This window comes from Candidatus Amarobacter glycogenicus (assembly GCF_016704105.1).
GTDB lineage: Bacteria > Chloroflexota > Dehalococcoidia > Tepidiformales > Tepidiformaceae > Amarobacter > Amarobacter glycogenicus.
The window spans coordinates 1-12761 of record NZ_JADJAT010000026.1 but is presented as its reverse complement, the minus strand read 5'-3'; the positions used below and the strand labels follow the sequence as shown (position 1 = coordinate 12761).

Genomic DNA, 12761 nt, shown 5'->3' with positions numbered 1-12761 from the left:
CGCGGGGGCCATGGCGACGCTGAAGGCGCCGGCGCCGTCGGCGGTGGCGCGGAACAGCTCCTGCCGGCCGTCCATGTCCTCGGCGTTGAGGATGACGGCTTCGCCGGCGGGGGCGGTGCCGGTCGCGAGGTCGCTGCTGCGGTCCAAGGTGACGGTGATGTCCTTGACCTGGTTGATGTGGTGGAGAACCAGTTGATGTGTGGCCGCCTCCCGTGGCTCTGAGGTCCACGTTGCCGCCCACGGCGATGGGCCGGCCCAGGGGCTGGAGGGACATGAGGAAGCTGCCGTCGCCACCGGCGGTGACGGGCCCGACTTCACGGGCGATCCGCCGGCGGCGGTGATGGTGGCGCTCAGCTCCCAGCCGGCGGTCGCCCGCCCGCGCAGGGCCGGCGCGCCGAGGGTGATCTGGGCGTCGACGGAGCCCAGGGCCAGCACGAAACGGCCGCCCCTCGGGCGAGTCATAGGTCAGGCTGCCGGTGGCGACGTCGACCATGACGGACGTGTGACGGATCTGCATGGGGGCCTGGTGTACGTGGTGGGCCTGGGCGACGACGTGGTCACCGAGCTGCTGGTGGCCATCGCCGGCGACGCCGAGCGCTACTTCTTCGCCCCTTCGCCGGACCAGCTGACGGGCATCTACAGCCAGCTCAGCGGAACGGTGGGCGAGGTGGTGGCCACCGACCTGACCTTGCGCGACGAGATGGGCGCGGACATGCGCCTGGAACCAGCTTCGATCCAGCCGCCGCCCGCGGCCCAGGACGCGGGGTCGGTGACCTGGCAGCTGCCGGTGGCACCGGCGGGGGGGCTGCGCTTCAGCCTCAGGGTGACGCCGCAGCGCACCGGTCGCCTGCCCACCAACCGCCTGGCCACGGCCAGCTACACCGCGGACGGCCGGCGCTACAGCTTCGACTTTGCCGTGCCCCAGGTGCTGGTGCTGGGCCCGGCCTCACCCACGCCGCCGCCCGTGCCGGGCCGGGTCTACCTGCCGGTGGTCCTGAAGGAGGCCTGCCTGATCAAGCGCCAGGTGGGCGTGGATCTGGTGTTGGCCCTGGACAGCTCCTCCTCGATGCAGGGCGCCAAGCTGGCGGCGGCGGTGGCCGCGGCGCGCGGCCTGCTGGCGGAGATGGAGCCGCGTACCGACCGGGTGGGCCTGGTGAGCTTCGATGGCCAGGCGCGGCGCGAATACGTGATCACCCAGGATTTCGAGGCGGTCAGCCGCCGCCTGGACCAGTTGGTGCTGAGCCCGGGCACGCGCATCGACCTGGGCCTGGAGAAGTCTCTGGGCGAGCTGGAATCCCGCGGCCGCGAAGGCTCGCGCCGCGCGGTGGTGCTGTTGACGGACGGCCGACCCAGCGAAGGCACCGAGGCGCGCGCCCTGCAGCTGGCCGCCCTGGCGCGGGCCTCGGATGTCTCGCTGTTCACGGTGGGCCTGGGCACCGATGCCGACGGCGCCTTCCTGGGCGCCCTGGCCCGCGACAGCAGCTACGCCTACCTGGCCCCGCGAGGCGAGGACCTGGCGGCGATCTATCGGCGGATCGCGGTGAGCTTGCCGTGTCGGTAGGGGACGGTCAACCCGCCCTTACCACGTTTCATCAAGGGTTCCCCCGACAAGGGAGTCCGACCATTCCAGCGCCTCGCGTTCCCGCGCTTCGTCCGCAGCCATCTGGGCGTAGCCTTTGTCCAGATCCAGATCGACGACGTAGGGGCGAACCAACTCCTCGATGAAATGGCTGATTCGCCCCGCACCGACGGTGCGGTAGAGCCCGTCGTAGACCTCGGCATCGACGGTGATGGTGAGCTTCTTGTGCATGGGGCAACACCTCCATCACGATTTTACGTATCTATACGTACGAGTTTCAGTCTCTGGTGGATCGGCTCGCAGGTCCACACCCGACACAGCCCTCGCCCGGCCCTGACGCCAAACCGGGGACTCCTTGCGGAGCCCCCGGTCTCGAGTCATCGTCCTCGTCGCGCCAAAGCGCTCCGTTCAGTCCTCGTCGCGCAAGGTCATTCGCACCGCGACCGGTGCCGGCAGCGGTAGGGTATGATGCCGACCGCCGGTGGGCAGGAAGGTCGGCGATCCCAGGAACGAGCGCCAGGTCGCCTTGCGTTCCGCGGACAGCACCGAGCGCTCGCCGGCGTCCGTTCGCGGCGCCGGCACCGGCCGCCACGCCGCGCCGCTTGCGCGCCGCACCCTGCCATCTGCCGCCTGCGCCGCCGTCCCCCGCGGCGAGGCGCCGCGGAAGGCTGCCGGCAGGTAGATGACGGGCTGCTGTTGGGTGGGCGGGTTGGTCCAGCTGGGGGTCTGGTCGATGATCAGGTGGCCGCTGGGCGTGGTCAGCTCCAGGCGGACCGCCGCCACGTCGGCCAGGGTCCAGCCGCCGCGCACGGGCACCTCGTCGTCCTTGAAGCTGAAGCGGCCGCCGGCATCGGACTGGCGCGGGATGCTGTAGGTGGCGCCCGACTTCAGCCTGAGGCGCAGCTGCACGGGCCGGTTGGCCGGGGCCTGACCGAAGATGGCCGCGCCCTCCGACCAGTCGAAGGACAGGGGCTCCACCGTGATCTCGGCGCTCTGGCCGCCGGCCTCCAGGGTCACGATGTCGCCGGCCTCGATGCGCTCGGGCCCGGACGCGCTCTCCGGCAGGCGCAGGCCGAAGGCCCCGTCGCCGTTGGCCGCGGCCGTGGCGCGGGAGCGCTCCTGGCCGGCGGCGCCCTTCAGGATGACCGTGGCGTCGTCCAGGGGGTTGGCCTGGCCGGTCACCCGGTCGGTATGGATGTAGATGCGCGCCAGGGCCCGGTAGGCCTGGCGGAAATAGCGCTGACCGTCGGGGGCGTAGAAGGCGATCTCCACGCCCGAGCCGGGCGCGGCGCCGCCGGGCAGGAAGGTGTCGAAGCTGCCGTCGGCCTCCGTCTGATCGTCGAAGGCGAAGAAGCCGCCGCCGAAGTTGAGGATGCCTTGCGGGCGCTGCGCGGCGCAGGGCTGGGCCGGCTGCACGTAGTAGGTGCCGCCGGCGGGGCCCTTGCCGGTGACCTGCTGCGTGTTCCAGTCGACGTTCAGGTCGAAGACCGGCAGGTCGATGGCCGCCGAGGGCCCGCCCAGCTGAGCGCTCTCGCGCTGGCCGGCGGCGGTCTTCACGGCCTTCTCGGCGGCGTCCAGCAGCAGGCGGCCGAAGAAGCCGTCGTAGGGGGCCATCTCGGCCGCGGCGGCCGCCAGCTGCGCGCCGCCGGCCTCGAGCTTCACGCTCACCGGCTCGTAGGGTGTGCCGAAGCCGCAGGCGTTGGGCCCGCTATGCTGGGCGTTGAGGATGGGCACGGTGCGCGAGCGCACGACGTAATGCCCCTGGGGCGGGCGGTACAAGAGGGTGAAGCGGCTGCCGGGCCGAACGTCGATGGAGGGCACGAACTCGGTGCTGAAGCGGTTGCCGGCCTCCACGCTGGGCCAGCCCTGGGAGATGCCCAAGGTACCGGCCACGGGGTAGATCAGGCTGGCGAAGAGGGTCAGCTGACCCTGGGCGGGCGCCGAGCCGGAGACGGTGTCGGCGGCTAGGTCCCAACTGAAGGACAGGTCGGGCACGGTGAGGCTGAGCGGATCCTGGGTGGGGTCGGAGGCGGTCACGGTGACCACATCGCCCACCTGCAGGCGCAGGGGCGCACCGCCGTCATCGGCGAACTGCGCGAACATGGCGCCGTTGGCGTCGGTGCTCGTGTTCTGGCGCGAGAGGGTGCTGGCGCCGCGCTTGAGGGTGACGGTCACGTCCAGGTTGGGGGCGATGGAGCCCAGGAGCACGGCCTGGTCCAGGTCCATCAAGAGGCCGGGGGCGATGGAGACATCGCTGACGTTATGCCCGCCGATATCGGCGCTGATCTGGATGAAGTCGCCGTGCCGGATGTTGCGCTTGCCGCTGAAGTCATGGCTGAAGTTGCCGGCGGCATCGGAGCGGGTCTCCACCGTCATGTCGAAGTACAGCGGCGAATCGGCCACGCTCAGGGTCACGCGGGTGTCGGGCGCGGTGCGGCCGGTGATGCGGTCGCTCTGCACGAAGGCCACGCTGTCCAGGGGCGGCACCGTGAGGGTCAGCAGCTCGGCGCCCACGGTCACCTGCAGCTTGTCGCCGGTCTGCATCTCTATGGGCGTGCCGGTGACATCGGCCAGCTGCATGAAGAACTGCGGGCCGGAGCCCGAGCCGCCGGGGATGAAGAAGACGCCGTCGCCGCCGAAGACCTGGCCGTTGCCGATGCCCACGACCTTGCCGTCGGGCGCCTGCAGTTCGGCGTAGACCGTGCGCCAGGCGGGGCCGTTGCCGAAGACGAAGTTGCCCTGGATGGTGCTGCCCACGCTGACGTTGAGCTGCACGGCCGCCCAGGAGGTGGTGAACTCGGCGTTGCTGCCGCCGGCGACGGTCACGGCGCCGTTGGCGGGGCGCTTGAGGTCCAGCTGGCCGGCCAGGGCGGCGCGGTAGGCGCCGCCGCTGTCGGCGGTGGCGGTGAAGCGCTTCGGGCCGCCCGCGCCATCGACGCGCACGGTCACGACGCTGTCGGCCGGCGCGCGGCCGCCGACGGCGTCACCGTCCACATCGCTGACGGCGGTCAGCTCGGGCACGCGCAGCAGCAAGGGATCGCCGAGGTTGTCGGCAAACGCGATCTCCAGGCTGTCGCCGGCCTGAGGGACGGACCCCGGCGCGCCGAAGAAATAGAGCTGGTAGCGGCCCTGGTCATCGGCCTGGGTGGGGCTTTGGGCCTTGATGGCGCCGGCGGCGCTGCGCAGGGTGACGGTGAGCATCCGGCCGGGCTCGGCCAGGCCCTGGCTGATGGGCAGGTCCACGCCCACGCGCACCCGGGGCAGCACGGCCAGACGGCCCACGCTGACGTTGCTCGAGCTGGGATAGGCGGCGCGCACGCGCCAGCCGGAGCCCAGGTCTACGCGGGGGGCCATGGCGACGCTGAAGGCGCCGGCGCCGTCGGCGGTGGCGCGGAACAGCTCCTGCCGGCCGTCCATGTCCTCGGCGCTGAGGATGACGGCTTCGCCGGCGGGGGGCGGTGCCGGTCGCGAGGTCGCTGCTGCGGTCCAAGGTGACGGTGATGTCCTTGACCTGGTTGATGTGGTGGGAGAACCAGTTGATGTGCTGGCCGCCTCCCGTGGCTCTGAGGTCCACGTTGTCGCCCACGGCGATGGGCCGGCCCAAGGGCTGGAGGGACATGAGGAAGCTGCCGTCGCCACCGGCGGTGACGGGCCCGATCTTCACGGGCGATCCGCCGGCGGCGGTGACGGTGGCGCTGACCTCCCAGCCGGCGGTCACGCGCCCGCGCAGGGCCGGCGCGCCGAGGGTGATCTGGGCGTCCACGGTGGCCAGGGCCAGCACGAAACGGCCGCCCTCGGGCGAGTCATAGGTCAGGCTGCCGGTGGCGACGGCGTCGGGATCGCTGAGCTGCGCGCTCAGGTCCACGGTGAAGGCGCCCTGGCTGTCGGCGACGACCTGCTTCTCGATGGCCGCGGGGCTGCCCTGAACCTTCAGGCTGAGCTGCGCGGTTACACCGGGCGGGGCGATGCCCTCCACGGTGGGCAGCTCGACGAGGCTGGCGGCCAGCTGCGGCACGGTCAGGTGCAGGGGCTTGTCGTTGGCCCGCGAAAGCACGATGGTGTCGCCGGGCAGGATGCTGGTCTCACCGGTATAAAAGCCCACCTGGGCCACGCCCTGGGCGTCGCCCACGCCTACGCCCTCGGCCTTGCGGCCCTTGGGGCCGGTCAGCTCGGCGGTCACGAGGGTGGCCGGCAGGGTGCGGAAGAGCAGGCTGCTGCTGTAGAGGTTGACGGTGACCTGCGGCGGCGCGGGGCTCTGGGCCTGCGCGGCGGGTCGGCCACCAGGGCCGGCGGGGGCCAGCACGGTGAGGGCCAGGAGGGCGGCGAGCAGGGGCAGAAGGCGCGGCGATAGGCGGCGCGGCGGGGATGCGGCCAATGTCATCGTGATCTCCCTGGGTGGTACGGGTGCTGCTGCAGCGGTGTTTGCTGCTCATACGGGGGTGCCGACGGGGTCCTACGAGGATGGACGCCGGCGGGTTGCGGGGCGGCGCGGCGATGGCGGCCACGACCGCGGACGGCAGCCACCGCAACCTGCGTCAGGTTGGACCGTCGGAAGGACGGCTGGGTTTCAGGCGCCGGAAGCGGGAAGACCCAGACCCCGCCCGATCACAGATAGAACGCCGGGCGAAGGGGTTTCGTGAACGTTGGGAGCCGGACGCCGCGGCAGGCGCGCCGCCGGTGGACGGGGGCGTGGATGGCAGCGACGGATTGCGCCGGCGCCCATCGCTTATTCAGTATTTGGTCCATATCTCTGAATAAGACATGCTACTATCCAGCAATGCTGAATAAGGAGCTGGCAATGGGGAAGCAGCGCGTGACAGGATCCTACGAAGTCACCGCGGTCGGCGGCGAGCAGGTGCGCGCCTTCCTGCCGCGGCCACTGCCGCCGGACCCGCCCCTGGACCTGAGCGGCCGGCGGCAGCGGCTCCTGGAAGAAGCTTTGCTGTCACTCGGTCGCCTGGACAGCGTATCTACCCTGCTGCCGGATCCCCAGCTCTTCCTCTATGCCTATGTGCGTAAGGAAGCCGTCCTCTCGTCCCAGATCGAGGGCACGCAGTCGTCGCTCTCCGATCTGCTCCTCTTCGAGTTGGAGGCCGCGCCAGGCGTGCCCATCGATGATGTGGTGGACGTGTCGAACTACGTTGCCGCGCTGCAGCACGGCCTGGAACGCCTGGCGTCAGGCTTCCCCTTTTCCAACCGTCTGCTGCGCGAAGTCCACGAAATCCTCCTGGCTCGGGGCCGGGGCAACGACAAGCTGCCGGGCGAGTTCCGCCGATCGCAAAACTGGATCGGCGGCCCACGGCCGGGTCTGGCCCACTTTGTCCCTCCGCCGCCCCATGCGGTGGCCGAATGCATGGGCCAGCTGGAGCGTTTCCTTCATGATGACGGTCCCACGGCTCTGCCGGTGCTTATCCGGACGGGTCTGGCGCATCTGCAATTCGAGACCATCCACCCCTTTCTGGACGGCAACGGTCGCCTGGGTCGGCTGCTGATGACGCTCTACCTCTACCACACGGGCGTTCTGTCCGAGCCGCTGCTCTACCTCAGCCTGCATTTCAAACGCCATCGCGCCGAGTACTACCGCCTGCTGGACCGGGTCCGCAGTGACGGTGACTGGGAGGCCTGGATCGACTTCTTCCTCACCGGCGTGCGAGAAACAGCGGACGGGGCGGTGAAAACGGCCCGCCGGCTGGTGGCCCGCATCGACGCGGATCGGCGGGCCATCGAGGCTCGGGGACGGTCGAGCGGGTCGGCGTTGCGGGTCCACGACCTGCTGCGTGGCCGCCCGCTGACCACCCTGACCGAGGTCTGCCGACGCACGGGGATCTCCTTCCCGGCGGCGACCGCCGGCATGAGCGTGCTCATCGGGATGGACATCGCCCAGGAGCTGACGGGGCAGAAACGCAACCGCGTCTTCGTCTACCGCGACTACCTGGCCATCCTCAACGAGGGGACCGAACCGTTGTAACGCAAGGGCCAGCCGGTCGGCCCGTCGGCAGCCCCCTACACCAAGGGCTGCACGAGGTTGATGAGGTTGCCGCAGCTGTCCTCGAACACGGCGGTGATGATGGGGCCGGCGTTCGCGGGCTCGCCGCGGAAGACCACGCCCAGGGCCTTGAGGCGCCGCACCTCGGCATCCATGTCGCCGGTGATGAAGACAGTGGCGGGGATGCCGGCGTCAAACAGGGCCTTCTGGAAGCCCCGCGCGGGCTCGAAGCCCATGGGCTCGAGCACGAGCTCGACGCCTTCAGCGCCTTCGGGCGAGCTCACGGTAAGCCAGCGGAACGCGCCCATGTCGATGTCGGTATGGGGAACGAAACCCAGCACCGACGTGTAGAACTGCAAGGCCTTGGCCTGGTCGTCGACCATGACGGACGTGTGACGGATCTGCATGGGGGGCCTGGTGTACGTGGTGGGCCTGGGCGACGACGTGGTCACCGAGCTGCTGGTGGCCATCGCCGGCGACGCCGAGCGCTACTTCTTCGCCCCATCGCCGGACCAGCTGACGGGCATCTACAGCCAGCTGAGCGGAACGGTGGGCGAGGTGGTGGCCACCGACCTGACCTTGAAGCTGAAGCGGCCGCCGGCGTAGGACTGTCGGGGATGCTGAGGTGGCGCCCGACTTCAGCCGCAGGCGCAGCTGGACAGACCCGGTTGGCAGGGGCCTGACCGAAAATGGCCGCGCCCTCCGACCGAATCGAAGGACAGGGGCTCCACCGTGATACCGGCACTCTGGCCGCCGGCCTCCAGAACCCACGATGTCGCCGGCCTCGATGCGCTCAGGCCCGGACGCTCTCCGGCAGGCGCAGGCCGAAGCCCCGTCGCGGGTGGCCGCGGCCGTGGCGCGGGAGCGCTCTGGCCGGCGGCGCCCGCCAGGATGACCGTGGCGTCGTCCGGGGGTTGGCGTGGCCGGTCGCGGATCGCTGTGGATGTAGATGCGCGCCAGGGCCCGGTGACTTTGGCGGAAGTAGCGCTGACCGTCAGGGGCGTAGAAGGCGATCTCCGCCGAGCCGGGCGCCAGCGCCGCCGGGCAGGAAGTGTCGAAGCTGCCGTCGGCCTCAATCTGATCGTCGAAGGCGAAGAAGCCGCCGCCGAAGTTGAGGATGCCTTGCGGGCGCTGCGCGGCGGGAAGCTGGGCCGGCGCTGCATGGTAGGTGCCGCCGGGCGGGGCCCCTTGCCGGTGACCTGCGTGTTCCCGGTCGACGTTCGGGTCGAACCGGCAGGTCGATGGCCGCCGAGGGCCCGCCCAGCTGAGCGCTCTCTCGCGCTGGCCGGCGGCGGTCTTCACGGTTTTCTCAGCGGCGTCCAGCAGCAGGCGGCCGAAGAAGCCGTCGTAGGGCCATCTCGGCCGCGGCAGCCGCCGGTTAACGGCCGCCGGCCTCGGGCTTTCACGCCCACCGGCTCGTAGGTATTGCCGAAAGCCGCACGAGCGTTGAGCCCCCTTACTATGCTGGGCGTTGAGATGGGCTGATGCGCGAGCGCACGACGTAATGCCCCTGGGGCGGGCGGGCTGAAGGGTGAAGCGGCTGCCGGGCCGAACGTCGATGGAGGGCACGAACTCGGTGCTGTTGAAGCGGTTGCCGGCCTCCACGCTGGAGCATCGTGGGAGATGCCAAAGGTACCGGCCACGGGGTAGATCAGGCTGGCGAAGAGGGTCAGCCCCGGAAGAGGCCTGGGCGGAGCGCCGAGCCGGAGAGACGGTGTCGGCGGCTGGAGTCCCAACTGAAGAGGACAGGTCGGGCACGGTGAGGCTGAGCGGATCCTGGGTGGGGTCGGAGGCGGTCACGGTGACCACATCGCGCCACGGTGCAGGCGCAGGGCGCGCCGCCGTCATCGGCGAACTGCGCGAACATGGCGCCGTTGGCGTCGGTGCTCTCGTGTTCTGGCGCGAAAGGGGTGCTAACCGCGCTTGAGGAGTGACGGTCATCAGGTTGGAAGGGCGATGGAGCCCAGGAGCACGGCACGGTCAGGTCCATCAAGAGACCGGGGAGCGATGGAGACACATCGCTGACGTTATGCCCGCCGATATCCGGCGCTGATGCAGATGAAGTCGCCGTGGCCGGATGTTGCGCTTGCCACGCACGCTGAAGTCGTGGCTGAAGTTGCCGGAAGCATCGGAGCGGGTCTCCACCGTCATGTCGAAGTACGGCGGTGAATCGCTGGCCACGCTCAGGTCACGCGGGTAGCCAGGCGCGGTGCGGCCAGTGATACGCGATCGCTCCGCACGAAAACTACGCTGTCCAGCGGCGGTATGGTGGCTCGATCACCTCGGCATACACTGACCGCGAGCGGCTTGTCGCCCGACCTGCATCTCTATGGGCGTGCCGGTGACATCGGCCAACTGCATGAAGGAGGAACTGCGGGCGGAGCCCGAGCCGCCGGGGAGGATGAAGACGTAATCGCCGCCAAAGAGAAGACACGGCCGTGCCGCTGCGTTGGGGCTTGCCGTCCGGGCGCGTACAGTTCGGCGTAGACCGTGCGTGCCGGTGAGGCCGTTGCCAAAGACGAGTTGCCCTGGATGGTGCTGCCCCCGCTGACGTTGAGCTGCACGGCCGCCCAGGGTGGTGAACTCGGCGTTACTGCCGCCGGCGGCAGTCGCAGCGCCGTTCGCGGGGCGCCAGGGTCCATCTGGCCGGCCATGGCGGCGCGGTAGGCGCCGCCGCTGTCGGCGCGGTGGCGGTGAAGCGCTTCCGGAGCGCCCGCGCCATCGACGCGCGCGGTCACGACGCTGTCGGCGGCGCCGCGGCCTGCGACGACGTCACTGTCCACGTCGCTGACGGCGGTCAGCTCGAGCACACGCAGCGGAGGAGGATCGCCGAGGTTGTCGGCAAACGCGATCTGGAAGCTGTCGCGCGCCTAGAGGACGGACCCCGGCGCGCCGAAGAAATAGAAGAGCTGGTAGCGGCCCGCTGGTCATCGGCCTGGGTAGGGCTTTGGGCCTTGATGGCGCCAGCGGCACTGCGCAGGAAGTGGAAGGTGAGCATCCGGCCGGGCTCGGCGGGAACCTGGCTGATGGGCAGATCCACCACGCGCACCGGGCGCGCGGCCAGACGACCCGCGCTGGCCGTTGCTCGAGCTGGGATGAGGCATTTGCCTGGAGGCCCAAAACAGGTAGGTCTACGCAGGGCCATGGCGACGCTGAAGGCGCCGGCGCCGTCGGCGTTGGCGCGGAACACTTCCTGCCGGCCGTCCCATGTCCTCGGCGCTGAGGATGACGGCTTCGCCGGCGGGGCAGTGCCGGTCGCGAGGTCGCTGCTGCGGTCAAGGTGACCGGTGATGTCGTGACTGGTGATGTGGTGGGAGAACCAGTTGATGTGCTGGCCGCCTCCCGTGGCTCTGAGGTCACGTTGGTAGCCCACGGCGATGGGCCGGCTGGGGCTGGAGGGACGTGAGAAGCTGCCGTCGCCCCGGGCGGTGACGGGCCCGATCTTCACGGGCGATCCGCCGGCGGCGGTGACGGTGAAAGCGCGCCTTGACCTCCCAGCCGGCGGTCACGCGCCCGCGCAGAACCGACGCGCCGAGGGGTGATCTGGGCGTCCACGGTGGCCAGGGCCAGCATGAAACAACCGCCCTGAGGCGAGGGTCTTAGATCAGGCTGCCATTGGCGACGGCGTCGGGATCGCTGAGCTGCGCGCTCCAGGTCCACGGTGAAGGCTTTGAAGGCTGGCTCGGCGACAACCTGCTTCTCGATGGCCGCGGGGCTGCCCTGAACGCTGAGCCAGGCTGCGCGGTTACACCGAGCGGGGCGTGCCTCCACACGGTGGGCAGCTCGACCAGGCTGGCGACTGGCTGCCAGCTGACACCAGGTCGGGTGCAGGGGCTTGTCGTTGGCCCGCGAAAGCGCGATGGTGTCGCCGGGCGGGATGCTGGTTTTTCGCCGGTATAGAAGCCCACCTGGGCCACGCCAGGCGTCGCCCACGCCCACGCCCTCAGGGTTGCGGCCACTTAGGGCCAGTCAGCTCTCAGCAGTCTACGAGGTGGCCGGCGGGGTGCGGAAGGGCAGGCTGCTGCTGTAGAGAGGTCGACGGTGACCTGCGGCGGCGGCGAGGGCTCTGGAGCTGCGAAGCGGAGTCGACCACCCGGGGCCGGCGGGGCCAACACGGTGAAGACCAGGAGGCGGCTAACAGGGGCTTGAAAGGCGCGGCGACGGAAGGCGGCGCGGCGGGGATGCGGCCAATGTCATCGTGATACTCCCTGGAGTGGTACGAGGTGCTGCTGCAGCGGTGTTTGCTGCTCATACGGGGGTGCCGACGAGGTCTGAGGATGGACGCCGGCGGGTTGCGGGGCGGCGCAGCGATGGCGACCACGACCGCGGACGGCAGCCACCGCAACCTGCGTCAGGTTGGACCGTCGGAAGGACGGCGCTGGGTTTCAGGCGCCGGAAGCGGAAGGCCCAGACCCCGCCCGATCTGATAGAACGCCGGGCGAAGAGGGTTTCGTGAACGTTGGGAGCCGGACGCTTGCCACGCGGCAGACTCTTCGCCGCCAGTGGCCAGGGGCGTGGATGGCAGCGACGGTTGCGCCGGCATGCATCGCTTATTCAGTATTTGGTCCATATCTCTGAATAAGACGCTACTATCAGCAATGCTGAATAAGGAGCTGGCAATGGGAAGCAGCGCGTGACAGGATCTACGAAGTCACCGCGGTCGGCGGCGAGCAGGTGCGCAACCTTCCTGCCGCAGCCACTGCCGCCGGACCCGCCCCTGGACCTGAGCGGCCGGCAGCGGCGGCTCCTGGAAGAAGCTTGCTGTCACTCGGTCGCCTGGACAGCGTATCTGCCCTGCTGCCGGATCTGAAGCTCTTCACCTCTATGCCTATGTGCGTAAGGAAGCCGTACTCTCGTCCCCAGAATCGAGGGCACACGCAGTCGTCGCTCTCGATCTGCTCCTCTTCGGAAGTTGGAGGCCGCGCCGGGCGTGCTTATCGATGATGTGGTGGACGTGTCGAACCACGTTGCCGCGCTGCAGCACGGCCTGGAACGCACAGCGTCAGGCTTCCCCCCTTTCCAACCGTCTGCTGCGCGAAGTCCACGAAATCCTCCTGGCTCGGGGCCGGGGCAACGACAAGCTGCCGGGCGAGTTCCGCCGATCGCAAAACTGGATTGGCGGCCCACGGCCAGGTCTGACTACTTTGTCCCTCCGCCGCCCCATGCGGTGGCCGAATGCATGGGCCAGCTGGAGCG

At 69.9% G+C, this 12761-nt stretch carries 13 protein-coding genes and 1 pseudogene; 6 read left to right on the top strand and 8 right to left on the bottom strand.

Annotation, left to right across the window (positions count from 1 at the left end; translation table 11 throughout):
• A pseudogene (locus tag IPG14_RS19170) lies at window positions 1-462 on the bottom strand (hypothetical protein); the annotation flags it as partial.
• Window positions 463-502: 40 nt separating this feature from the next.
• On the opposite strand from IPG14_RS19170, the gene IPG14_RS19165 reads away from it, so the two are divergent.
• The gene (locus IPG14_RS19165; RefSeq protein ID WP_343392881.1) at window positions 503-1561 is read left to right on the top strand and encodes a vWA domain-containing protein; all 1059 of its coding nucleotides are present in this window, start codon (window positions 503-505) and stop codon (window positions 1559-1561) included.
• Window positions 1562-1579: 18 nt separating this feature from the next.
• On the opposite strand, the gene IPG14_RS19160 is transcribed toward IPG14_RS19165, so the two are convergent.
• The 3 genes from IPG14_RS19160 to IPG14_RS19150 form a co-directional block, all read right to left on the bottom strand.
• A complete protein-coding gene (locus IPG14_RS19160; protein ID WP_343392880.1) occupies window positions 1580-1810 on the bottom strand; it encodes an addiction module antitoxin in 231 nt (76 codons plus the stop codon).
• A gap of 177 nt (window positions 1811-1987) precedes the next feature.
• Entirely contained in the window at window positions 1988-4822 is a 2835-nt protein-coding gene (locus tag IPG14_RS19155) for a hypothetical protein (RefSeq protein ID WP_343392879.1), read from the bottom strand.
• Window positions 4713-5960 carry a hypothetical protein gene (locus IPG14_RS19150; protein WP_343392878.1) on the bottom strand — a complete coding sequence of 416 codons (1248 nt, stop codon included), beginning with the start codon at window positions 5958-5960 and terminating at the stop codon, window positions 4713-4715. The genes IPG14_RS19155 and IPG14_RS19150 overlap by 110 nt, the downstream gene beginning before the upstream one ends.
• 396 nt (window positions 5961-6356) lie before the next feature.
• Here IPG14_RS19150 and IPG14_RS19145 point away from each other — a divergent pair, with 396 nt between their 5' ends.
• Window positions 6357-7547: a Fic family protein gene (locus tag IPG14_RS19145; protein WP_343392877.1), complete on the top strand. Its 1191-nt coding sequence runs from the start codon at window positions 6357-6359 to the stop codon at window positions 7545-7547.
• Between the two features lie 35 nt (window positions 7548-7582).
• Here the strand turns inward: IPG14_RS19145 and IPG14_RS19140 are convergent, their stop codons facing one another.
• Entirely contained in the window at window positions 7583-7972 is a 390-nt protein-coding gene (locus IPG14_RS19140) for a VOC family protein (protein ID WP_343392876.1), read from the bottom strand.
• A gap of 10 nt (window positions 7973-7982) precedes the next feature.
• Here IPG14_RS19140 and IPG14_RS19135 point away from each other — a divergent pair, with 10 nt between their 5' ends.
• From IPG14_RS19135 to IPG14_RS19125, 3 genes are all read left to right on the top strand, one after another.
• Window positions 7983-8171 carry a hypothetical protein gene (locus tag IPG14_RS19135; protein ID WP_343392875.1) on the top strand — a complete coding sequence of 63 codons (189 nt, stop codon included), beginning with the start codon at window positions 7983-7985 and terminating at the stop codon, window positions 8169-8171.
• Window positions 8172-8297: 126 nt separating this feature from the next.
• Window positions 8298-8987 carry a hypothetical protein gene (locus IPG14_RS19130; RefSeq protein WP_343392874.1) on the top strand — a complete coding sequence of 230 codons (690 nt, stop codon included), beginning with the start codon at window positions 8298-8300 and terminating at the stop codon, window positions 8985-8987.
• A 379-nt stretch (window positions 8988-9366) separates the two neighbouring features.
• Window positions 9367-9492: a hypothetical protein gene (locus tag IPG14_RS19125; protein ID WP_343392873.1), complete on the top strand. Its 126-nt coding sequence runs from the start codon at window positions 9367-9369 to the stop codon at window positions 9490-9492.
• Between the two features lie 62 nt (window positions 9493-9554).
• Here the strand turns inward: IPG14_RS19125 and IPG14_RS19120 are convergent, their stop codons facing one another.
• From IPG14_RS19120 to IPG14_RS19110, 3 genes are all read right to left on the bottom strand, one after another.
• Window positions 9555-9746 carry a hypothetical protein gene (locus IPG14_RS19120; protein WP_343392872.1) on the bottom strand — a complete coding sequence of 64 codons (192 nt, stop codon included), beginning with the start codon at window positions 9744-9746 and terminating at the stop codon, window positions 9555-9557.
• Between the two features lie 146 nt (window positions 9747-9892).
• On the bottom strand, window positions 9893-10375 hold the full coding sequence (locus IPG14_RS19115) for a hypothetical protein (RefSeq protein ID WP_343392871.1): 483 nt from the start codon (window positions 10373-10375) through the stop codon (window positions 9893-9895).
• Window positions 10363-11013: a hypothetical protein gene (locus IPG14_RS19110; protein ID WP_343392870.1), complete on the bottom strand. Its 651-nt coding sequence runs from the start codon at window positions 11011-11013 to the stop codon at window positions 10363-10365. The genes IPG14_RS19115 and IPG14_RS19110 overlap by 13 nt, the downstream gene beginning before the upstream one ends.
• A 167-nt stretch (window positions 11014-11180) precedes the next feature.
• Here IPG14_RS19110 and IPG14_RS19105 point away from each other — a divergent pair, with 167 nt between their 5' ends.
• A complete protein-coding gene (locus IPG14_RS19105; RefSeq protein ID WP_343392869.1) occupies window positions 11181-11465 on the top strand; it encodes a hypothetical protein in 285 nt (94 codons plus the stop codon).
• Window positions 11466-12761: the final 1296 nt, after the last annotated feature.

Bases quoted from the DNA above. Each gene is read 5' to 3' on its own strand.
- IPG14_RS19150 (WP_343392878.1), bottom strand. From the start codon at position 5,960: ATGACATTGGCCGCATCCCCGCCGCGCCGCCTATCGCCGCGCCTTCTG.
- IPG14_RS19140 (WP_343392876.1), bottom strand. From the start codon at position 7,972: ATGCAGATCCGTCACACGTCCGTCATGGTCGACGACCAGGCCAAGGCC.
- IPG14_RS19160 (WP_343392880.1), bottom strand. From the start codon at position 1,810: ATGCACAAGAAGCTCACCATCACCGTCGATGCCGAGGTCTACGACGGG.
- IPG14_RS19145 (WP_343392877.1), top strand. From the start codon at position 6,357: ATGCTGAATAAGGAGCTGGCAATGGGGAAGCAGCGCGTGACAGGATCC.